The following is a 22332-nucleotide window of genomic DNA, read 5'->3' on the forward strand; positions in this document are numbered from 1 at the left end:
GGGTTAGCTTAATGCGGATCAACTTGATTGGAGTGAGTTAGCATGAACGGTGTGGACGTTGCTGCAAACGGAAAGGTTCAGGCTACAGCAAAATCACGGTCTTTTCGTTTCCCTCGCGTCTTGCCCATGGTCTCCTGTCTTGATCTCTTGTCTTGATCTCCTGTTTTGATCTCTTACCCGGTCTGTTTCGCCTCCCCTAAACCCGCCTCCTTCTCCTAAGCCCGTCTAAATTATCTTAAACCTATCTGCTTCTCCACCAAATATTTCCATCTCCCGAGCTTGTCTGTTTCTCTGATACCTGATCAAATGGGATAATCGTGCAAAGCGTCCGGACAGTTAGTGTTGATCTGCCGCCCACCCCAAGAAAAGAATACTTTACTTCGTTTGCGTTGATTTAGGTCGGGCTGATGGTCTATAACAATGAAAGACACCCCTTCTGTCTGATATTGCAACTCAGTGTACTAACTATAAAACCCCGGATTGCTCCGGGGCTAAGAATATAACAAAAATTTAATTTTTCCGATCATCATTTTATCTGCCTTTACCACTTGAAATTAGAACTACTCCTCAAAACACCTTCTTATGCTCCCGATCCTCCTTCAAAATCTCCACCGCCTCGCGGAACCGCAGCGAGTGAATGATTTCGCGCTCGCGCAGGAACTTCAGGCCGTCCTGGATGTCGACGTCGTCGGTCATGTCGATCAGCCACTGGTATGTAGCCCGCGCCTTCTCCTCGGCGGCGATGTCCTCGTACAGGTCGGCGATCGGGTCGCCTTTGGCCTGAATGTATGTGGCCGTAAACGGTACTCCGCCCGCGTTCTCGTAAAACAGCGCCTTGTCGTGGTTCACGTAGTGCGGGCCCAGCCCCGCCGCCTCGATCTGCTCCACGGTCAAGTCCTTCGTCAGCTTATAAACCATGGTGGCAATCATTTCCAGGTGCGCAAATTCCTCCGTGCCGATGTCATTCAGAAGCCCGATGACCTTGTCGGGGATCGTGTATCTTTGATTCAAATAGCGCAGCGCGGCTGCCAATTCCCCGTCGGCTCCGCCGTACTGCTCGATCAGCAGTTTGGCCATCCGGGGGTCGCATTTGCCTACACGAACAGGATACTGCAGCTTTTTCTCATATACCCACATATTGCCTGGTTAACCTCCTTTAGCTTCAACTCAACCGGGCCATCGGTCGCCTAAACCTGCCAAGGCCATGGGCTTTGTGACCATTCCCAGGGGAATTTCGAATAGGCGCGCCCAAAGTTTTGCAGCGGTCCGTATCGCTGTTGAAAATGGTTGGCGAGCCGTGTCCGTTCCTGCGTCACTTGGTTGAACTGCTGGACGGCGGCCAAGTCGTCGGGGTGCGTGTCGAGGTACAGATTTAACTCCACCAGCACAAAATCAAGTGCCTGCAGTTTTTCCAGCAATTCGTAATACTCCGGCTCGTACGGTTTGTTCGGGGTCGTCGTCATGGGATCACCGTCCTTTTCCCCATTTCGATTCATAAGGGCTGTACAAAGCGGGCCACAACGTACCGTGCCTCAAAGCCTCCATCGGGCTGAACTGCGGCAAATTCGGCGGTTGAAAAGGTATAAATAACTGCGGAGGGGTGCTGTATGTTTTGTGGGTGATCGGCGGACAAGGATCAAACGGCCCAATAAAGGGGGTAAACACGCGCTCTTGGGGATGGTTCAAAGACATTTCCTCCTTTTCCAGGACAAATTTCATGCTGCCAGGAAACCATCATTTCCCTGCATCTTACCAATAACATATGACATTCGCCCAGATAATGAACCGAAAATCCGCAAAAACCGCAAAAAAACCTCGCCGCTGGCGAGGTCCTTTGCCCGGCAAGCCCATACCTTGGATGCGCGGGAGGAATGGTTACGGGGTTTCACCAGCGCTTAGAGCCAGGTTCTTATGGACTTACTTTAAGTTAGAACCTGACTCTAAAGACGGGCCGGCCGAGTTGGTGGGGCCACTCCTTCTGGATTGAGCCCCACTCCGAGAACCCTTCCCCTTCCTTTATGAACAGAAGCATCGAGTACTTTGGCTCTTTCTAAACTTTGGACGTTTTTGGACGCTGCTCTAACGGACTCCAGCGACCTTATTCGCCCATTTCCCGAGTATTTCCCGACCTAACGGACACAAACGACCCTATTTCGCTCTAAACCCGTTCATCCAGGCCGATTTGAGGCAAATATGGTCTTCTGTGTCCGTTACATTTTGCAATCCTCCGTTTTTCCGCAGATAGCGGCTCTGGTGTCCCTTAGCCCCCTGTTTCCCCTTCTCCTCCCTTGGAATTTTATACTTTCTGTCCTTTTTTTATTTCCTCGGCAATAATCAGCAACCGGTCCTATTCATCCTCCAAATCCTCTTCCGGCTCCAAAATTTGCAGTTTCGTAATTTTCACCCGGGTGATGCGGAGGCGGCCCGATTCGGCTACTTCAAACAGGGTGTCGTCGACCTGTATTTTTTTTCCTTTGGCCGGAGCTCCTTCCAGCTCCTTGAACAGCCAACCCCCGATAGAGTCGACCTCCTCATCCTCGATGTCGCTGCCGACCAGATCGTTGACTTCCTCGATCAGCAGCCGGCCGTCCACCGAATAGACGCCTTCCGCCAAAATTTCCACTTCCGGACGTTCGTCCTCGAACTCGTCATGCAAATCGCCGACGATTTCCTCGAGAATTTCCTCCGCCGTCAGCAGTCCGGCCGTGCCCCCATATTCGTCCACCACCAGCGTCATCTGGGAATGCTTCTTCTGCATCAGGCGCAGCACCTGGCTGACTTCCATCGACTCCGGCACGTTTAGGATCGGCCGAATCATCTCCGCCAAATCCAGTGGACGATCCGCTTCCGGCAGCAGCAGGTCGGTAATATGGACAAAACCGATGATTTGGTCTTTATCCTCGACCGCAACCGGATATCGCGAATGCTTGGTTTCGGCCACGATCTTCATGTTTTCTTCCCAGCTCAGATTCGTGTACAAGCAGTCCATGTCCGTGCGCGGCAGCATGACCTCGCGGGCCAGCATGTCCGAGAAATCGAAAATATTGTCCACCAGCTTCATTTCGTCCTGATCAAAAACCCCGCTTTTGGCGCTTTGATTCATCAGGATGCGAATCTCCTCTTCGGAGTGGGCTGCTTCCGCCTCGCCGGCCGGCTCGATGCCGAACAGGCGCAACGCCCCGTTAGCCGCCGTATTGAGCAGCCAGATGACCGGAAGGAACAAACGGTAAAACATCAACAGCGGCCACGACAGCCACAACGACGTCTCCTCCGATTTCTGGATCGCCAGTGATTTCGGGGCAAGCTCGCCCATAACGATATGTAAAAAGGTAATGATCGCAAAACCGACGGCCACGGAAATCGTCGAAATCAGCGTCGGGTCCGTGGCGCCCATTTTATGCATGAGCGGCTCGACCAGCAGCTCCGACACGGCGGGTTCGCCGACCCAGCCCAAACCAAGCGAGGCCAGCGTAATGCCGAGTTGTGTTGCCGACAGATACGTGTCGAGCCGTTTATTCACCTTCAGCGCATAATTCGCGCGCCGGTTTCCTTCTTTTACCAATTGGGTAAGCCGGGACTGCCGCACTTTGACAAGCGAAAATTCGGCCGCCACAAAGAAACCGTTCAGTAATACGAGGATGAGAACAATAAGCAGGTTTAAGAGCAGTTTGCCTACTTCAAATTCGGTATGACCATCAGGCAATGGAAAACGCCTCTTTCCTATAATGTAATCGCTTGACGGGCTTTAAAGTCGTTATCTTTGTAATACATGTCGGCCACCAGAAGATTGGGACCGCAACAGCCGGCGGCATCGCAATGGCAATTCACCGTCTGGTTCAGCGGATGCTCCGTCTGCCATTTGGCGAAAATGTCGTCCAGACGCCCTTCGTTCACATTGCCGAACGCCGGAATAGCCGCAAAATCCGTCACGTAAACATCGCCCGTAAACATGTTCACATTCACGCGATTCCGCCCGTCCGGATCGTTGCGCACCGTCACATTAGGTTCCTTGCGCAAACGCCGCAGCAGCGCGATATCCGCCTCACTTTCATTGCACGCAAAAAACGGCAAAGTCCCGAACAGCATCCAAATCGACGGATCCCGCTCATCCAGCAGCGCATGTATCGCCTGGCGCATATCCGCAAGCGACAAAACCGGCAGCCCTTCGGCAAAATCGGCCGCATACATCGGGTGAACCTCATGTCTCCGGCAGCCCATCTCCACGATCATCCGGTGAATTTGCGAAAGCTTCTCGTGCGTCCGGTAATTGATCATCGACTCGGCGGAGATGAACATCCCCGCTTCACTTAGTTTGCGCGTATTTTCGATCATTGTATCATACAGTTTATACGCCGCTTCCGGCGGAACGGGATGCCCGCTTCGCGCAAACCCCACCTCGTGAAAATCACGCTCGCTCGTATAATTGAAGGAGATGTGCATCACATCCAAAAACGGCAGCAACGGCTCGTACCGGTCATAGCTCAGCGTAAGGTTCGAGTTGATCTGGGAGCGTACTCCGCGCGCCTTAGCGTATTTGAGCAGCGGGATGATTTTCTCCTCCACGGTCTGCCGCCGAAACGTCGGCTCTCCTCCCGTGATGCTGATCGTCTGCAAATGCTCCACTTCATCCAGCCTTTTCAGAATGAGCGGCAGCGGTAGCTGCTCGGGCTCCTTCAAGACCAGGCTGTCGCCAACCGCGCAATGCTCGCAGCGCATATTGCACAAATTCGTGACCGTCAATTCCACGCTGGTCAGCACATGCCGGCCGTATTTCCGCAGCGATACAATCGGGTCCCACGGATCGTTATTCGGGCTGATCGCCTGACTCCAGGCTCCCGCCATATTATTCGTTTCTATCATGATTTTATCACCATTCCCATCCCGTCAACCTCCGTAATCACCACGGAAAGACTGACGGACAAATCAACTTCATAGGGCGATTTCAAATCCGCGCCCAGCGGATCGGTTATAACCCGCACCACCGGCCGCTGCGGCATATGCCCGTGAATTTTCACCACGACACCGCTTTCGCCCGTGCTTAACTTCACGGTCATGCCTAACGGGTAAATCGCCACCCGGTCGCGGAAAACCTCCAGCTTCGACTTTTCGTACCAATCCCCGCAACCGGCATACAGCACCTCCAAAGCCTGATGCGGCAGCATCGCCTTGCGGTAGACGCGGTGCGTCGTCATCGCGTCGTAGGCGTCCGTAATCGCGATCCAGCGGGCAAACTCATGGATTTCCTCGCCCTTCAGTCCCCGCGGATAACCGCTGCCGTCGATTTTCTCATGATGCTGGTAAGCGCAATGCGCCGAAACCAAAGGAATGCCCGGCTCATCCTTAAGCATTTTAAAGCCCAACTCCGGGTGGAGTTGAATCTGCTTAAACTCCTCATCGGTCAGCCGGGAGGGCTTGTTCAGCAATGACAGCGGCAGCTTCGTTTTGCCCACGTCGTGCAGCATCGCCCCCAGGCCGAGCATCGTCAGCTCGTCTTTGTTATATCCGTGAATTTGTCCGAGCAGCAGCGTATACACGCATACGTTTAAGGAATGACGATACAGGTAATGATCCATGCTGTTGATGTTCATCATCATAATCATGGCATCGTCCCTGGCGCTGAGATCGTCGAGAATCGACTCGATGATCCCGGTGAACTTTTTTCCCAAATAGGGATACACCACTCCTTTGGCGGCCGGGGCCGCCCAATTGCGAAACTGGGTCCGGATCTCTGTCAGCGCCTGCCGCCGCGTTTCATCTTCAATCATGTCCTGCACGGCGACATCATCCGTACGCGAATCCGCAATATAGACGAAATCCAGCCCATGGGTCTTAAGACGCCGAATAATCGCATCGGTTAGCTCCGCATTTTCAGAGAGAAGAACGACCCCGTCCTCATTATAAATCTTTTTGCCTAATTTCATTCCGGTCTGCAGTGAGCCGACGGGTATCAACCGCATGTTATCCACTTCCGTCTCTGTATTTTCGTAATGTCCCTATGGAACAGCGGCTTATTATGGTCGTTAAACTTCCAGCCATATGCGGAATTACCGCATTATAAAAATCCAGAATAGCGCGGCAAGAATAAAGCGATAGTAAGCGAAATGGCGGAGCCGAATCTTTTGGATCAGCTTAAAAAAGGCCACGATCACCACATACGCGACAATAAAAGCCACGATAAATCCGACCAAAAAATAACCCAGCGTATCTGAAGTTAAATATCGGTAAGAATCGAGCATTTCGTAACCCGAGACCGCGCACATAATCGGAATGGCGATCAGGAACGAAAAATCCGACGCCGCCCGGTAGCTAAGTCCACTGAGCATGCCGCCGGCAATCGTCGAGCCGGAACGCGAGAAACCCGGCCACAGTACGGAGATGCATTGGTACACGCCAATCAGCAAAGCCTGCTTGTACGTAAGCTGATCGATGTCCGGCGCCGTAATGTTCGCTTTGCATTTGGAGAACCATTCGGCAAACAGCATAAAAGCGCCGCCTGCGACCAAGGCCCACAATACCGTGGAAGGGCTGAACAGGCTTTTGATGAAATCCCGGAAAACATAACCGACAAGAAGCGCCGGCAAAATGCCCAAAAAAACATGCAGCAAATTTAGCCGCTGTGACGGAGCGTTCGTGTTGACGGTCTTCACTTTTTGGCTCAGGCCAAGCAAATCCAAAATCCGTTCCCGGTAAACCCAGGCCATCGCCAAAATGGCCCCAAGCTGGATGACGATTTCGAAAGTTTTCATCTCCGGCGACTGATCATCGTATCCGAGCAGCTTGGCCGTCAGGATCATATGACCGGTTGACGACACAGGAATAAACTCCGTTAAGCCTTCCACAATAGCTAAAACAATCGCGACGATAAAACTCATCCCATCCTCCTGATCAGGTATGACGTCTATGCTTTTATTCTACTTTTTTCCAGCGCAGATGAAAACAATTTTCCACCGCGCCGCGCGTTTGCAGCTCCATCCGCAGCAGATCGCGGAGGAAATCGGGGAGCATGTACCGCTTCTCGCTGCCGTTTTTCAGCCGCTCATAGCCGACGCCAAACGAAAACATATCCAGCGTCCCGACATCATAGATTCGCTGCGCTTCCACGGGTTTTCCCGCCACGCGGGCCTCAACGATCCGCCGGAAAGGAGGGGCGTCCGGATGGTAGAGAATCTCCATGCCGTCAGTGCAAATGCTTCCCAGCACTTTCCCTCTGAAACCATAACCGAAAATGACCTTCTCCTTCATTTCATCCAATAGCGACTGCTCCAGACTGTAAAGAATGTCCGCACCGCTCAGCTTCATCCGGCAAGGATTAATGGGCGACGGGCACCGCTCATGCAGCATCCCCGCGCTAATTTCTCCGGCCGGAAGACCGGCCAGCAGCTGCCCGCTGTTCACCATCGACAACTCGCTGCCCGTATATCTCCGGACCGCTTGCGCGAGCAAATTGCCGAACGGAGATTCGGCGCCGTAATCTACTGGCAGGCTTCGCTCTGTGACGGCCACCGTGCGGCTTAATCGCTCTTTGGCCAGACCGAGGTTCCGGGAAATCGCTTCGGTCACCCGCTCCTGCTTGGGCCCGTCTCCCACTTCAAGGCAAACGCCGCCGATTTGGAAGGGCCGGCCCTGGCCCGGCGGATTTTTGCGGACGACGATTTTTCCCAGATAACGGCCGAATTTACCTGCCGCCGTAATCATCGCCGTGCCGATTGGCTCGGGCGTCTCCAGCAGGTGATGCGTATGTCCGCCCAAAATCAGGTCGATCCCCGGGATCGTCTCCGCCAGCTCGCGGTCTATCGTCAGCCCCAGGTGGGACATCACGATCACCAGATCCGCCTGACCGCGAAGCTGCCGCACGTCTTCGGCAATCGTCTCCTGCGGATTCAAAGCGTTCAGGCCCAGCAGATCATAAAATTCGGCAAAAGCAGCCGTTGCCGCAACCAGGCCGATTTTAAACCCGCCTTTTTGCACGATCAGCTGTCTGTGCATCCAGACCGGCGGACGCCCGGTCGCTTTTTCCAAAATGTTGCCGCACACCACGGGGCTTTGCAGCTCTGCATAAGCCTGTTCAAGCTGGTCGGGGGTAAACGTCAGCCCTTCATTGTTGCCGATCGTCACGGCATCGTAGCCCGTCAGGTTCAGCACGTCCACGTTGGCCTGTCCCATCGTGCCTTCGGTTTCCACGGCGGAGCGGTCCATATGATCCCCGATATCGAGAAGAAGCGTAGGTCCGGGCGCCTGGGCCCGCAAATCATCGATCATGGCGGCGATGCGCTCCATGGCGCCGAAATGGCTATGTATATCGTTCGTATAAAGAATCGTTAATGTATCCTGGTCCATCTCCGGCATCACATCCTGCCCCCTTGCCTTCTCCTTAAAACCGGCCTATTCTAAATTTTAGAGTTCAAAGAGTATTATATACCTTAAAATTGATCATTGTCTTCTGATAATGATATATTACAATCAGACCAAATCGAGGAGATTTCTTATGAACATCAATATTGCTTTATTTGCCGGGTTGGCTGACCGCATCGGCGCGTCCAGCCTCGATTTTGCATATCCACAGCCCGAACTTCAGCAAGTGAGCGCGGCTCAGTTGAAAGAAGCCTTGTCCGCCGCATATCCCGCCGCCCAAGCTTTGATTGACGCTTCGTTTGTGGCGATTAACCAGGAATATGCCGCCGGAGATGCCGTCATAACCGAACGTGACGAGGTGGCTCTGATTCCGCCGGTATCGGGCGGGGAAAACGCCGCGGAAGACGGAGAACCCCAGGCGGAGGACAACCTTTATGTCATTACCGAAGAGCCGATTTCCGCCGAAGAGGTCAGCCGCAAAGTCATTACCCCCGCGCACGGCGCATCGCTTGCTTTTATCGGAACAACCCGGGAATGGACCGAAGGGCGCCGCACGGTACATTTGGAATACGAAGCTTACGTTCCGATGGCCTTGGCCAAACTGCGGCAAATCGGTACCGAGCTCGGCGAGAAATGGCCGGGGACGCGCTGTGCCATCAGCCATCGGATCGGCCAAGTCGGCCTGGCTGAAATCAGCGTTGTGATCGCCGTATCGGCCCCGCACCGGGACAGCTGCTACGAAGCGAGCCGTTACGCCATCGAACGGCTGAAACAAATCGTGCCCATTTGGAAGAAGGAAATCTGGGAAGACGGTTCCGAATGGAAAGGGCATGGCTTGGGTCCATGGAACCCCTCTGTCCCCGGGACTTACAGCTCCGTAAGGTGACTGACGCCCTATAATTCTCATTGTCAATCCAAATATTACCTGTTATCATAAAGGAAAACTGGTGATTATGAGGTGTCATCGCCCATGAAAGTGCATATCATGGAACTGAGCCCCGGAGATCGTCTTCAAACCGACATCTTCAACAATTATGGCGTTTTTGTATTGCAGAAAGGCGCCCGGTTGACGAAAGATGCCATCGTGAAATTGATGCAGCACGGTATCGACTACGTGGATATTGAACCGCAAAGCCGGGATGGGAACGCCCCTTCGGAAGAGTGGTCTTCCCATTCGGCGCAAAAGGTCAAACCCATTTTGGACGATGCCGTGGACGGTTTTGAACAGATTTTCCTGGAAGCGCTAACTCACGGTACCTTTGATAATGACAAAGTGGACAAGCTGCTTAAGCCCATGGTCAATCAACTCGTTGACCATAAAGACGTCGTATCCTTGCTGCTGCTCTTAGGAGGCGATGACAACTATGCCTATCATCACTCCATGCAGGTCGGGATGCTCTCCTATTATATCGCTTCATGGCTCGGATATTCCAAGGAGGAAGCCTATCAGGCCGGCAAGGCCGGCTACTTGGTCGACATCGGCAATTGCAAGGTGCCGCAGGAAATTTTGTCCAAGCCCGGCAAACTAACGCCGGAGGAATTCGATCAGGTCAAAAGACATCCCGCCTACGGATATGAAATCATCCTACATTCAACCGGAGATGAAATCGCCGCTCAAGTGGCTCTGCAGCACCATGAACGCGAGGATGGGAGCGGATACCCAAGCGGTCTGCCCGCCAAAGACATCCATCCTTTCGCCAAAATCGCCGCCGTCGCCGACGTTTATTCCGCAATGACCACCAATCGGGTTTACCGCTCCAAGCAGGAACTGCTGACCGTGCTGCGCGAACTGAACAACCTCAGCTTCGGCAAGCTCAGCCCCGAACCGACGCAAGCGCTGATCGGCCATTTGCTGCCGAACTTCATCGGCAAGAAGGTGCTGCTCAGCAGCGGCGAAGTCGGCTCGATCGTCATGACCAACCAGACCGATTTTTTCCGTCCGCTTGTCCAAACCGTTTCCCGATTCATCGATCTGTCCAAAGAACGGGAAACCGCGATTGAAGAAGTGTATCTGTAAGCTCGCGCGAGAGGCTGCTTCATAGGTCCAATCGACCCGGGGCGGCCTTTTGTGCGCCCAATCCACTCCAGCCCAGAAAGCATAAACTATGGCAAAAACGTGGAGGCGCACAACATGCCGAACTACCGCATCATCGTCGATCTTTCGGAAAGAAGGCTATACTTGCTGGACAACAACACCGTCGTCCGCGCGTTTCCGGTCGGAATCGGGAAAATGCTCACGCAAACGCCGCAAGGCACCTATACGATCGTCAACAAAGCCCCAAATCCCGGCGGCCCGTTCGGCGCTTATTGGCTGGGGTTATCCAAACCCCACTACGGGATTCACGGCACCAATGATCCTTCCACCATAGGCAAAGAGGTTTCGCACGGCTGCATCCGCATGTACAATCCGGATGTGATCGAGCTGGCACGTATCCTGCCGATTGGGACGAGCGTCACGATCAGGCCGTAGCCGTAACTTGTGCTGAATTGGAGATAATAAGGTCTCCTGAGGCCCCCTCCTGAGGCCGTTACGATGACGAAATGCAAAAGTGCATGCGATTTTCGTCGAAATCCCTCGAAATAGGCGGCTCAACTGCAAAAGTGCATTTCATTTCCGGGCAAAAGATACTTTTTGATCCGATAGCCGCAAATCAGATGTATTTTTGCACTTCAACCGCTCAAAAGCAGAAATTTGCGCAAACTCAAATGTACTTTTGCATTTGCCCCCATCTGATTCAGCGTCTACTCTACCGGTAAATGGTGGTTTTCCCCACTATGCAAAAAAAATCCGCAGAGAAAATCTGCGGATTTTGCAACCGAAACAGGGGATAGCCCAGCTCTCCCTTAACCGATCGAGCCTTCCATTTCGAACTTGATCAACCGGTTCATTTCCACCGCGTACTCCATCGGCAGCTCCTTGGTGAACGGTTCGATGAAGCCCATGATGATCATTTGCGTCGCTTCTTCTTCAGTGAGGCCGCGGCTCATCAAGTAGAAAAGCTGCTCTTCCGACACCTTCGAAACGGTCGCTTCGTGCTCCAGCACGATGTTGTCGTTCATGATCTCGTTGTACGGAATCGTATCCGACGTCGACTCGTTGTCGAGAATCAGCGTATCGCATTTGATGTTGGCCTTCGCGCCTTCCGCCTGACGGCCAAATGAAGCAAGGCCGCGGTACGTCACTTTGCCGCCATGTTTACTGATCGATTTGGAAACGATCGTGGACGTCGTATCCGGCGCCAGGTGAATCATTTTCGCCCCGGCGTCCTGAAGCTGGCCTTTGCCCGCTACCGCGATCGACAGCACGCTGCCTTTCGCGCCGCGGCCTTTAAGCACAACCGCCGGATATTTCATCGTCAGCTTGGAGCCGATGTTGCCGTCGACCCATTCCATCGTGGCGTTCTCTTCGGCCACCGCCCGTTTCGTAACGAGGTTGTAAATGTTCGGCGCCCAGTTTTGGATCGTCGTATAGCGCACGCGGGCATCCTTTTTCACGATGATTTCCACGACCGCGCTATGCAGCGAGTTCGTGCTGTAGATCGGCGCCGTGCAGCCTTCCGTGTAGTGCACAAAGCTGCCTTCGTCGGCGATGATCAGCGTGCGTTCGAACTGGCCCATATTTTCCGAGTTGATGCGGAAATAAGCTTGCAGCGGGATTTCGCATTTTACGCCTTTCGGCACGTAAATGAAGCTGCCCCCGGACCAGACGGCGCTGTTCAAAGCGGCAAACTTGTTGTCCGCCGCCGGAACGACGGTGCCGAAGTATTCGCGGAACAACTCCGGATACTCGCGCAGTGCGGAGTCCGTGTCCATAAAGATAACGCCCTGGTCTTCCAGGTCCTTTTGAATGCTGTGGTAAACAACCTCGGATTCGTATTGCGCGGATACCCCGGCGAGGAATTTCTGTTCCGCTTCCGGAATCCCGAGTTTATCAAACGTTTCTTTGATTTCGGCAGGAACCTCTTCCCAAGTTTTCCCTTGCTTTTCCGAAGGTCTTACATAATATTGAATATCGTTAAAATCAAGCTCGCTGAGATCCCCGCCCCAACGCGGCAACGGCATCTTCTCGAATTGTTCCAGCGATTTCAGCCGGAAATTAAGCATCCATTCCGGTTCGTTTTTAATCCGGGAGATCTCCGTCACGATTTCGCGGGTCAAACCTTTACCCGATTGGAATATCGCCTTGTGTTCGTCCCGAAAACCATATTTGTACTCTTCCAATTCCGGTGCTTTTTTGGCCATGAGTCAGGTCCCTCCTTAAATTTAAGAATCGGTTTGAATCCCTTTTTTCAAAGCGTTCCAAGCTAATGTGGCGCATTTGATCCGGGCAGGAAATTTATTAACGCCGGATAAGGCCTCAAGATCCTCGTAATCGTCAAAATCCACGGATTCGCCCAACATCAGCTTGGAGAAACGTCCGGCCAAATCCAACGCTTCCGTCAGCGTCCGGCCCTTGACCGCTTCCGTCATCATCGAGGCCGACGACATGCTGATCGAGCAGCCTTCCCCGGTAAACCGGGCGTCCTTGACGGTGTCCCCCTCGATGATCAGCTGCAGGGAAATCCGGTCGCCGCAGGTCGGATTGTTCAGGTCGACCGTAACGGCATCTCCAGCAAATTTTCCGCGGTTGCGCGGGTTTTTATAATGATCCATAATGACGCGGCGGTACAAATCGTCCAGTTGCATTACCCAAAATACTCCTTTGTTTGGATTAAAGCTTCCGCCAGTCGGTCGATATCCTGTTCCGTATTGTACAAGTACAGGCTGGCTCTGGCCGTTGCGCTCGCTTTCAGCCAGCGCATCAGCGGCTGGCAGCAATGATGGCCGGCCCGGATAGCGATGCCGGAGGCGTCAAGCACGGTCGCCACATCATGCGGATGAATGCCTTCCAGATTGAAGGTCAGAAGTCCGACCTCGCGTTCGCGCGGTCCGTACAACGTCAGTCCCTCAATTTCCGCCAGGCGGTTTATCGCGTAAGCCGCAAGTTTGGCCTCGTGCCGATGAATTTCCTCCAGCCCGATCCCTTCCAGAAAATCGATGGCCGCCGCGAGTCCGACGGCGCCGGCGATAATCGGCGTCCCGCCTTCGAACTTCCAGGGAAGCTCCTTCCAGCTCGACTCGTACAAACCGACATCGTCGATCATTTCGCCGCCGTATTCGACCGGTTCCATTGATTCCAGCAGATGCTTCTTCCCATATAGTACCCCAATCCCGGTCGGAGCGCACATCTTATGTCCGGAAAAAGCATAAAAATCGCAGTCAAGCTCCTGTACGTTCACTTTCATATGCGGCGTGCTTTGCGCCCCGTCGACAACCATAACGGCCCCATGCCGGTGCGCGATAGCGGCCAGCTCCTTCACCGGGTTCACCACACCAAGCACGTTGGATACATAGGAAGTGGCCACGATTTTCGTTTTGCCGGTGATCGTTTTCTCCGCATCCTCCAGCGCGATATGACCGTCCGGTTGAAGCGGAATATATTTCAGCACCGCCTTTTTCTTCAGCGCCAATTGCTGCCAAGGAATCAGGTTGCTGTGGTGCTCCATCGGGGTGATGACAATTTCATCGCCTTCATTCACGGCCGCCGAGCCGTAAGACGATGCGACCAGATTCAGCGAAGTCGTTGTTCCCCGGGTAAAAATAATTTCCTCACGGCGTGCCGCCCCGATAAAGCGGGCTACCTTCTCGCGAGCGCCCTCGTAAGCGTCGGTCGCCCGGCTGCCCAGCGTGTGAACGCCGCGGTGCACATTGGCGTTATCCCATTCGTAGTAGTGCTTCAGCGCCTCCAATACTTGGATCGGCTTCTGCGAAGAAGCCGCGCTATCGAGGTAAACGAGCGGATGCCCGTTTACCTCCTGCTGCAATATCGGAAACTGTTTTTTGAGCTCTTCGGCGTTAATGCTCATTGTCCCAACTTCCTTTCCACCAGAGCCTGCAATAGCTTTTGCAGCGGCTCGAGCGGGATATCCGACACAACCGGAGCCAAGAAACCGTAGATGATCAATCGTTCGGCCTCGGCGCGGGTAATGCCGCGCGACATCAGGTAGTAGATCTGCTCAGGGTTCACCTGGCCGACAGAAGCAGCGTGACCGGCCGTAACGTCATCCTCGTCAATCAGCAGAATCGGATTGGCGTCCCCGCGCGCTTTCGGGCTCAGCATCAGCACTTTTTCCGTTTGCTGGCCATCCGCTTTGGTCGCGCCTTTTTCGATTTTCGTGATCCCGTTGATGATCGCCGTAGCCGATTCGCGCATTACTCCGCGGGTGATCATTTGGCTGCTTGAGCTTTTGCCGTAGTGCACAGCCTTCGTCGTATAGTTCAAACGCTGCGAGCCGGAACCAACCGCAATAACTTTCGCGTCTGAGCTCGAGCCGTTCCCTTGCAAAATCGACAGCGTTTCGCTGGCCGAGTCGCCGCCGTTCATTTCGCCGACGATCCATTCGATGCTGCCGTCATTTTCGACGATAGCGCGCCGGAACGTCAGGTCGGTCACTTGCTCGCCCAAATGATGCACCGTAGCAAACTGCACCTTGGACCCGGGTTTTACGAACACTTCCGCGGAACCGTTGTGCACAATTTTGCCGCCCAGGTTCACGGAAATGTAGTTATCCACGTAAGTAACCTTGCTGTTCGCTTCAGCTACGATCAAGACATGCGGCGCAAATGCCGCATCGGCCTCATCCAGCAGGAAAATGCTTTGCAGCGGCGCATCGATTTCGACGTTTTTCGGCACGTACAGGAATACCCCGCCGTTCCACAAAGCCGCATGCAGCGCAGCCAGCTGGTTCTCCTCCGGCTTCACCGCCGTATGCAAATATTTCTGAACGAGGTCGCCGTGCTCGCGGGCCGCGGTTTCCAGGTCGGTAAAAATAACGCCCTGCGCCGCCAGCTCCGGCGCGAGCCGGGTAAACACGGTGTCGGAGTTGCGCTGCACGAGCAGATTACTTTGCTCCGTCAAATCGACGAGCGAAGTAATGCTGTCCGGAAGCTGCTGCGATTTTTCCTTGCGAACCTCGCTTAACCCCCCGTAATTGTTCAGATCCCAGCGGTCGAGCCGCGTTTTCTCCAGTTTAGGCAATTCCAGTTCCGCCGCCAGCTGCAGCGCCCGCGACCGGCTTTCCGCCAGCCACGCCGGTTCGCCGCGCTTAGCGGATAGATTTTTTAACTGCTCCGCTTCCACCGGAAGAACGGTTTGTGTCGTCATCTTTGGCTCCTCCTTCCGCTTAGGCTTCTTGACCGACCGTTTCGTCCACGATGCCAAGCTCTTCTTTAACCCAATCGTAACCGTCCTGCTCCAGACGTTCCGCCAGCTCAGGGCCGCCGGATTTAACGATGCGCCCTTGCATCATCACGTGCACGAAGTCCGGTTTGATGTAGTTCAGCAGGCGCTGATAGTGGGTGATGATCAGGAAGCCGCGGTCCTCGTTGCGAATCGAGTTGACGCCGCCCGCCACAATGCGCAGCGCATCGATGTCAAGACCGGAGTCGATTTCGTCGAGAATGACGAGTTTCGGATCAAGCAGCAACATTTGCAAAATTTCGTTCCGCTTTTTCTCCCCGCCGGAGAAACCTTCATTCAAATAGCGGTGGGCGAATTCCGGATTCATTTCCAGCACCTTCATCTGCCCTTCCATTTGACGGATGAATTTGATCAGCGAGATTTCATTGCCTTCTTCGCGGCGGGCGTTGATCGCACTGCGCAAAAAGTCGGAATTTGTCACCCCGGCGATTTCACTCGGATACTGCATGGCCAGGAACATGCCGGCCCGGGCACGCTCGTCCACTTCCATCTCCAGCACGTCTTCTCCGTTCAAAGTAACTTTGCCGTCCGTCACTTCATATTTCGGATGCCCCATCAGGGCAGATGCGAGCGTACTTTTCCCGGTTCCGTTCGGACCCATGATCGCGTGAATTTCTCCGCCTTTTATCTCAAGATCGATCCCTTTCAGGATCTCCTTCCCTTCAATCGTCGCTTTAAGACCTTCCACAGCAAAATGCGTAGCCATTTTTCCTGCTCCTTCCATCATACGAGAGTTTAGCCAGGGACGCTGCCCTTTGTTTTTGCCATTATAACATAACAATTATCACATTAGAATAATTCTAAGTGATTCTCATTGATTCTCATTTCATTCTAACCTACTTTGTATGCATAATCAACGTACGCTGGCGGACATACCGTCATACGAAAAAGGCTCGGCCCTCTTCATGACGGCCAAGCCCTGTTCTAATGCAAGGGTAGCTGACTAAAGCGTTCCTACAATCAGCCCAAATAAGAACGCAGCATCCACATGTGCTTTTCCCAATCTCTTTTGTACCCCGTCAACAAGTCGCTGGTGGCATCATCGCCGCCCTGATCGGCCAAATCGATCGCCTCATGATACGACTCCGCCAAGGTGGCAAGGTCCTCGATCAAGCTCTGCACCATGGTCTGCGGGTCATCCTGCCCCGCCGCCTCCTGGATGGAGGCCAGTTCGAGATATTCCTTTAACGTTGCGGCAGGCTTCCACTTCAGGGCCAGCATCCGTTCGGCTATGGCGTCCATCTGCTCCGTGGCTTCATTATATAGCTGTTCGAATTTGGCATGCAGGGTAAAAAAAGTCCCGCCTTGAACATACCAATGAAAATGATGGAGCTTGACGTATAAAACGTTCAAATTGGCCACCTGTGCGTTAAGCATCTGCTCCAGGGCCTTATTCGACTTGCCTGCTTGTTTGGCATCCGATTGCGCCATGATTCATCCCCTACCTTTATCTTAGAATAGAGTATGCTCGCTTATTTATTACCCATAACCAGTGTTTACGAAACAGGTTCGATTCATTCGGACCCTTGGACCATTGTAAAAGGCTTCCAAATTTTGTTCCGTGCTCTTTTTGGGAATTTAGGGCTATGATTGTTTATTGAGCGGTGCTATTATAATGAAGTCAAACCGAACACGACTTTTATGGGGGAACTATGGACAAGCAAACTGAACAGCATCATGAGGATGAATCCGGTTACTTATTTAACGTGGAAGTGTTGATTCGGAGCAAAACGAACGGACAGGCGCTGCAGAACCTGCTGCAAATATTGAACAACGGGCCTGACATCATAGATTTCCGGATTAATTCGGGAATTGAGCTGGGCGAAATCATCGAATCGCTGCTTGCCAACCGGAAGCAGTCCTTTATTTCCAAGACCTATAAGCGCTTGGGAAAATCGGAAGCAAGCAACAACACACCCGCTGACGGCAAAAAAAGCGAACCCCAGCCAAAGGCGAAAGCTCCCGCCCCGGATCAAGCCGCCAGCGGCTTTAGGGACTTCGCCTCCAGCGAGGAATTTCAGAAGTGGATTCAGAGTTACATTACGGGAAACAAGCTGGTGCGGTTATACGTCAACCGGAACGGCGAACGGATGAGCATCCCCTGCCGGATTTTGAATTTCCTGCCGGAAACGTACGCGTTGAACGTGTATCATGTGGACGAAAAGCAGGTTTATAACCTGAAGCTGAGCGAAATTATCGACTTCTTGGATACTTGATCTAGGAAATGGACGATTAACGTCATTCAGCCGAGCTTATCGTTTTTCTTGGGAAGAAGGGCGGCTCGCTGAGCACTAGCATTGCATTAAATCTGACAAGATACATTTTTAGCCACACCAATATTCTAACGGTTGCCACAAGCGTTATTTGTTCCAAAAACGTTGATTTTAAATTGTAACGGTTGCCATAGCGCTTATTTCACTGAATTCCGGCTTAGTATGCTTAGATTCAGGCAAATAACGGCGATCACAACCGTTAGAGTTTTGAAAAAGGCTTTTTTCGCAAATTAGCCGCTGCTACAACCGTTAGATTTCCGTCAGGCGCATTATCGGCTTGAAAACATGATCACTTCCCAGTTAATGCAACGCCAGTGCCCGCTGAGATGAGATCAACTGCAAAAGTGCATTCTATTTTCCGTAAATCACCATTTTAGAGCGATTGAAATGCAAAAGTGCATCTCTTTAGGAGCTGTTTGATAAATAAGGGACTTTTGACCGGAAGTGAAATGCACTTTTGCAGCTGAGCCGCCTATTTCGAGGAATTTCGACGAAATCCGCCTGCACTTTTGCAGTTCATGGGATTTCGTTCTGGTCGCACCAAAAGCTGAGTTATAAATTCTATCAATTTCAAAAAGACGGCTGAACCCGCTCCGCCGTGGAGCCCTTCAGCCGTCTTTTTCCGTTGCTACCGGATGGTCCGGTCAGTCTTTCTTGCTCCATGCCTCCAGCGCAAGCAACAGCCAACCGGCGATAAAAGAAACGCCGCCGAGCGGCGTAACCGGCCCAAGCCAGGTCCAATGGAATACAGCCAATCCGTACAGGCTGCCGGAGAACAGGATGACGCCGAGCAGAAAAAGCCGGCCCGCCCAGCGAAGCCGCCCGGATTCCCCCCACTGCCCGGCAAAAAACGCCGTCAGCAGGATGGCGATCCCGTGAATCATCTGATAATGTACTCCGGTCTCATAGGTGCCGATGGCCGTTTCGCCGATTTTCGCCTTCAACATATGGGCTCCGAATGCGCCAAGCGCAACGGCGAGCAGCATGATGACCGCTCCGATTCCGGCATAGGTGCGCCGCATTTTTTTCGCCTCCCCTTGTTTGTCCATTTCGCCAAGATTCATTCATGTTCATTCTACCTCAACCATCCGTCCGATATCTACAGCTAGCGGAAATGAAGGCTATGACCGCTGCCTTTCCCTTGCCTTCCGCTTTTTGATAAAATAGAATAATCGAACAATATAATCAAGGAGATGCTTATGGCAAACGTCAAAATTTTCGCTGACAGTACCTCGGACCTGCCCGTAGAATGGATCCCCCGCTATGATATCGGAATTATTCCTTTATATGTCGTGTTTGGCGGCGAGATGTTCCGGGACGGGGTGGATATCACGCCGGTCGGTATTTACCGGAGGGTCGAGGCTGCCGGGAGTTTGCCGAAAACGACCGCCCCGTCGCCCAAAGATTTTATGGACGCCTTCGGCCCCTATATCGAGCGCGGGCAGGACATCGTTTATATCAGCCTTTCATCCAAACTCTCATCGACTTATCAAAATGCCCTGATCGCCGCCGCAGAGTTCCCGGAAGGGCGGATTCACGTTGTAGATTCCCAAACTTTATGCAGCGGCATCGGCCTGTTGGTTATGAAAGCGGTCAAGGCCGCCGCGGAAGGCCGCACCGCCGGTGAAATCGCCGCGCTGGTCAGCGCTATCCGGCCGCAGGTGGAAACGCAATTTGTCATCGATACGCTGGAATATTTGTATAAAGGCGGACGCTGCTCCGGCATGCAGAACTTTATCGGCAGCCTGCTCCAGATCCGGCCCGTGCTCAAGCTGGTGGACGGGAACATCATCCCGGCCTACAAGGTCCGCGGCCGCAAGGAGAAGGCGGTCCAGCAAATGCTGGACAATGCTTTGGCCGACCGGGACAACATGGATAACGATTTGATTATCGTCGCGCACACGCTGGCCGAAGAGGAGGCGCTGCGTTTGGCCGCGATTTTGCGGGAGCAGACGGGAGCGCGGGAGGTGGCAATATCCGAAGCGGGCTGCGTCATTTCCAGTCACTGCGGGCCCGGCACCGTCGCCATTATGTACACGAAAAAATAACCGGCCGCCTAGGCCAGGCTTTTCCAGAAAGGCCACAACTTATAGGAGGATCACTATGGCATCGATCAAAATTTTCGCGGACAGCACCTGCGATTTGCCGGAGGATTGGATCAAGCGGCACGAAATTGGCATCGTTCCCCTGTACGTCACTTTTTCCGACCGAACGTACAAGGACGGCGTCGATTTGAGCGTGCCCGATCTTTACCGCAAAGTCAGCGAGACCGGCAAGCTGCCGAAGACGGCCGCGCCGTCGCCGGCCGATTTCATTCAGGCGTTCTCCCCTTATGTCGAACAAGGGCAGCAAATTCTATGCATCAGCTTGTCTTCGGAGCTGTCCTCTACATACCAAAACGCCCTGCTTGCGGCGGAGGAATTCCCGGAAGGGGCGGTCACCGTATTCGACTCGCTTAATTTATCGACCGGCATCGGCCTTCAGGTAATGAAGGCGGTGCAGGCCGCGGCGGAAGGCAAAAGCGTCGGCGAAATCATCGGCCTGCTCACCGCGGTTCGGCCCCAGGTCGAAACGGAGTTTGTCATCGATACGCTAGAGTACCTGTACAAAGGCGGGCGCTGCTCCGGCATGCAAAACCTGATCGGCAGCCTGCTCAAAATCCGCCCGGTCATCAAAGTGGTGGACGGCAAAATGACCCCGGCCTACAAAATCCGCGGCAGCAGGGAAAAAGCGCTCGACCAGCTGCTGAACAACGCGCTTAGCCGCTTGAACGATATGGATAACGACATTATCTTTGTCACCCATTCCCTGGCGGATGAGGACGCGGCCAAGCTGAAGCAAGAGCTTGAGGCCAGAACCGGGGCCAAGACCGTCGCCGTCTCTAATGCCGGCTGTGTCATTTCCAGCCATTGCGGCGCCAAAACGATCGGCATCCTGTATACGAAAAAGACAAGCTGACGTATAAATAGAGTCATGTCCTTCATCCCCCGTGAGGCGGTCAGGACATGACTCTATGGGTTTTCCGCCTAAGTTTGCGGCTTGCCGCGTTTGTAGCTGACCCGCGAGCGGTATTGCTGCGGCGCCCGGGCCGGATAACGGACCGGCAGCGAAAACATATGCACGAGCTTCGTAAACGGGATCGAGGCGAACAACAGGAACGCCGAAAGAACGTGCAACTGGAAGATGAACGGAACCGTATCCATCAGGCGATAATCCGGCCGAAGCGCCAGCAAACTGCGAAACCATGGACCGATGGTAGTGCGGTATTCGTAAGCGGCCACCGTCGTGTTGTATACGAGCGTCATAAAGGTGCCGTTGGCGGCGACGATCAGCAGCAGGATCACCGTAAAATAATCGGCAAATCCGGCGTGGGCGCGCACGCGCCGGTTCGTTATTTTGCGAATCAGCAAAATAATCAGCCCCAGCACCACCATGATTCCCGCCAGCCCGCCTCCGGCAATCGCAAAGATGTGGTACGTTTCATCGCTCACGCCCATGGCATGGTATACCCTTCGCGGAATTAACACTCCCATCACATGGCCGATAAAGGCGAAGATGATGCCGTAATGGAAGATCATGGAGCCGAGCCGCAGCCATTTTTTCTCAAACATTTCCGTCGAAGGAGCGGTCCAGCTCACTTGGCGGAAGGCAAACCGGTATAACAATCCGACGATCATCACCGCCAGGGCGATGTACGGATAAACGACCCACCAGAACAATCCGGTCATGAAGCTACCCCCCATTCATTCAGTTGCATCTTTGGAAAAACGATAAATCTGCTCCAGTTCGGGCGGTTCCATCCATACCGTACAGAATCGGGTAAGGAAGCTCGCCGTGGTCCGCCTGCTCCCGCTTCTCCGTAAACCGGCGGACATCTTCCTCCGAGGGTTCGCCAAAAACGTCCGCCACGAGATGGCGAAGCAGTTCCCGGTAGGGGTTGTCCTCCGCCAAATGCTCGCAAATCCGCTTTGTGGCGACGGCGAGCCGAAGCTCCAAAGCCCGGACGTGGACATGATCCGGACGCACGGCCAGCAGCTCGTACAAGAGCGGCATATAATCGGCCAGTTCGCCTGCAGCGGCGGCAAAACCGGCGTCCTTGATGATCTGCTGCAGGAGAATCAGCGCCGCGCCGCGCTCCCGGCTGTCCCCAAGCTCGTGCGCGGTGAGATACAGTCCGGTTTTTTCCTTCCAGTCAAAGGCCCAAACATACTGCTCCCTTAGCTCCCTGAGCGGGCAGGATAACAGCGGGCGGCTTGTCTCCTGAAGACGTTCCGTAAGCAACGAGCTCCCGGCTTCCCGGACCGCTTCCAGCATGCTCCGCGCGGTTTCCGGAAAGTCGTCCTCCGGATATCCGAGCAGTCTGGCCGCAAATATCAAACTGATTTGCTTGTCTTCCATCGCCAACCT

The 22332-nt window shown here is 53.6% G+C and carries 23 protein-coding genes; 6 read left to right on the forward strand and 17 right to left on the reverse strand.

The genetic code is table 11. From position 1 onward, the window contains the following. Positions 1–567: 567 nt before the first annotated feature. From ACLD72_RS08830 to ACLD72_RS08865, 8 genes are all read right to left on the reverse strand, one after another. A complete protein-coding gene (locus tag ACLD72_RS08830) occupies positions 568–1137 on the reverse strand; it encodes a manganese catalase family protein (RefSeq protein ID WP_251594539.1) in 570 nt (189 codons plus the stop codon). A 50-nt stretch (positions 1138–1187) separates the two neighbouring features. Then, positions 1188–1496 (reverse strand): spore coat protein CotJB, encoded by a 309-nt coding sequence (locus ACLD72_RS08835; RefSeq protein WP_458475715.1) that lies wholly within the window; start codon positions 1494–1496, stop codon positions 1188–1190. Then, on the reverse strand, positions 1468–1692 hold the full coding sequence (locus ACLD72_RS08840; RefSeq protein ID WP_411003742.1) for a spore coat associated protein CotJA: 225 nt from the start codon (positions 1690–1692) through the stop codon (positions 1468–1470). Before ACLD72_RS08840 ends, ACLD72_RS08835 begins: the two co-directional genes overlap by 29 nt. A 655-nt stretch (positions 1693–2347) precedes the next feature. After that, positions 2348–3703 (reverse strand): hemolysin family protein, encoded by a 1356-nt coding sequence (locus ACLD72_RS08845; protein WP_411003741.1) that lies wholly within the window; start codon positions 3701–3703, stop codon positions 2348–2350. 17 nt (positions 3704–3720) lie between these two features. Then, positions 3721–4860, reverse strand: coding sequence for a radical SAM/CxCxxxxC motif protein YfkAB (gene yfkAB / locus ACLD72_RS08850; protein WP_411003740.1), 1140 nt, complete (start codon positions 4858–4860; stop codon positions 3721–3723). Continuing rightward, on the reverse strand, positions 4857–5957 hold the full coding sequence (locus tag ACLD72_RS08855; protein ID WP_251594549.1) for an HD-GYP domain-containing protein: 1101 nt from the start codon (positions 5955–5957) through the stop codon (positions 4857–4859). Before ACLD72_RS08855 ends, yfkAB begins: the two co-directional genes overlap by 4 nt. An 87-nt stretch (positions 5958–6044) precedes the next feature. Beyond that, positions 6045–6872 (reverse strand): undecaprenyl-diphosphate phosphatase, encoded by an 828-nt coding sequence (locus ACLD72_RS08860; RefSeq protein ID WP_411003739.1) that lies wholly within the window; start codon positions 6870–6872, stop codon positions 6045–6047. Between the two features lie 34 nt (positions 6873–6906). Further along, positions 6907–8346, reverse strand: coding sequence for a bifunctional metallophosphatase/5'-nucleotidase (locus tag ACLD72_RS08865; protein ID WP_411003738.1), 1440 nt, complete (start codon positions 8344–8346; stop codon positions 6907–6909). 139 nt (positions 8347–8485) lie between these two features. Between ACLD72_RS08865 and ACLD72_RS08870 the strand changes: the two genes are divergently transcribed. The 3 genes from ACLD72_RS08870 to ACLD72_RS08880 all read left to right on the forward strand — a co-directional run bounded on the left by ACLD72_RS08870 (position 8486) and on the right by ACLD72_RS08880 (position 10822). After that, positions 8486–9238, forward strand: a complete 753-nt coding sequence (locus ACLD72_RS08870; RefSeq protein ID WP_411003736.1) for a molybdenum cofactor biosynthesis protein — start codon at positions 8486–8488, stop codon at positions 9236–9238. Positions 9239–9322: 84 nt separating this feature from the next. Continuing rightward, positions 9323–10369: an HD-GYP domain-containing protein gene (locus tag ACLD72_RS08875; RefSeq protein ID WP_411003735.1), complete on the forward strand. Its 1047-nt coding sequence runs from the start codon at positions 9323–9325 to the stop codon at positions 10367–10369. 114 nt (positions 10370–10483) lie between these two features. Then, positions 10484–10822: a L,D-transpeptidase gene (locus ACLD72_RS08880; RefSeq protein ID WP_411003734.1), complete on the forward strand. Its 339-nt coding sequence runs from the start codon at positions 10484–10486 to the stop codon at positions 10820–10822. Positions 10823–11196: 374 nt separating this feature from the next. Here the strand turns inward: ACLD72_RS08880 and sufB are convergent, their stop codons facing one another. The 6 genes from sufB to ACLD72_RS08910 all read right to left on the reverse strand — a co-directional run bounded on the left by sufB (position 11197) and on the right by ACLD72_RS08910 (position 17083). Continuing rightward, on the reverse strand, positions 11197–12594 hold the full coding sequence (sufB, locus tag ACLD72_RS08885) for a Fe-S cluster assembly protein SufB (protein ID WP_128632330.1): 1398 nt from the start codon (positions 12592–12594) through the stop codon (positions 11197–11199). A 21-nt stretch (positions 12595–12615) separates the two neighbouring features. Beyond that, entirely contained in the window at positions 12616–13038 is a 423-nt protein-coding gene (gene sufU / locus ACLD72_RS08890) for a Fe-S cluster assembly sulfur transfer protein SufU (protein ID WP_411003733.1), read from the reverse strand. Beyond that, positions 13038–14258, reverse strand: coding sequence for a cysteine desulfurase (locus ACLD72_RS08895; protein WP_411003732.1), 1221 nt, complete (start codon positions 14256–14258; stop codon positions 13038–13040). Before ACLD72_RS08895 ends, sufU begins: the two co-directional genes overlap by 1 nt. Beyond that, positions 14255–15556, reverse strand: coding sequence for a Fe-S cluster assembly protein SufD (gene sufD, locus ACLD72_RS08900; protein WP_411003730.1), 1302 nt, complete (start codon positions 15554–15556; stop codon positions 14255–14257). The genes ACLD72_RS08895 and sufD overlap by 4 nt, the downstream gene beginning before the upstream one ends. Positions 15557–15575: 19 nt before the next feature. Beyond that, positions 15576–16358 (reverse strand): Fe-S cluster assembly ATPase SufC, encoded by a 783-nt coding sequence (sufC, locus tag ACLD72_RS08905; protein ID WP_251594567.1) that lies wholly within the window; start codon positions 16356–16358, stop codon positions 15576–15578. 254 nt (positions 16359–16612) lie between these two features. Further along, positions 16613–17083: a Dps family protein gene (locus ACLD72_RS08910; RefSeq protein WP_411003729.1), complete on the reverse strand. Its 471-nt coding sequence runs from the start codon at positions 17081–17083 to the stop codon at positions 16613–16615. Positions 17084–17304: 221 nt separating this feature from the next. Between ACLD72_RS08910 and ACLD72_RS08915 the strand changes: the two genes are divergently transcribed. Continuing rightward, complete coding sequence (locus ACLD72_RS08915; RefSeq protein ID WP_251594571.1) at positions 17305–17868, forward strand: hypothetical protein; 564 nt, start codon at positions 17305–17307, stop codon at positions 17866–17868. 701 nt (positions 17869–18569) lie between these two features. Here ACLD72_RS08915 and ACLD72_RS08920 read toward each other — a convergent pair. Beyond that, positions 18570–18947, reverse strand: coding sequence for a DUF423 domain-containing protein (locus ACLD72_RS08920; protein WP_411003745.1), 378 nt, complete (start codon positions 18945–18947; stop codon positions 18570–18572). Positions 18948–19124: 177 nt separating this feature from the next. On the opposite strand from ACLD72_RS08920, the gene ACLD72_RS08925 reads away from it, so the two are divergent. Continuing rightward, a complete protein-coding gene (locus ACLD72_RS08925) occupies positions 19125–19973 on the forward strand; it encodes a DegV family protein (protein ID WP_411003728.1) in 849 nt (282 codons plus the stop codon). Positions 19974–20028: 55 nt separating this feature from the next. Further along, positions 20029–20883 (forward strand): DegV family protein, encoded by an 855-nt coding sequence (locus tag ACLD72_RS08930; RefSeq protein WP_411003727.1) that lies wholly within the window; start codon positions 20029–20031, stop codon positions 20881–20883. A gap of 68 nt (positions 20884–20951) precedes the next feature. On the opposite strand, the gene narI is transcribed toward ACLD72_RS08930, so the two are convergent. Together narI and narJ are read right to left on the reverse strand one after the other, a co-directional pair. Continuing rightward, positions 20952–21653 (reverse strand): respiratory nitrate reductase subunit gamma, encoded by a 702-nt coding sequence (narI, locus tag ACLD72_RS08935; RefSeq protein ID WP_411003744.1) that lies wholly within the window; start codon positions 21651–21653, stop codon positions 20952–20954. A gap of 19 nt (positions 21654–21672) precedes the next feature. Next, positions 21673–22323 carry a nitrate reductase molybdenum cofactor assembly chaperone gene (narJ, locus tag ACLD72_RS08940; protein WP_411003726.1) on the reverse strand — a complete coding sequence of 217 codons (651 nt, stop codon included), beginning with the start codon at positions 22321–22323 and terminating at the stop codon, positions 21673–21675. Between the last annotated feature and the right edge of the window lie 9 nt (positions 22324–22332).

The organism is Paenibacillus lacisediminis, from assembly GCF_046567315.2.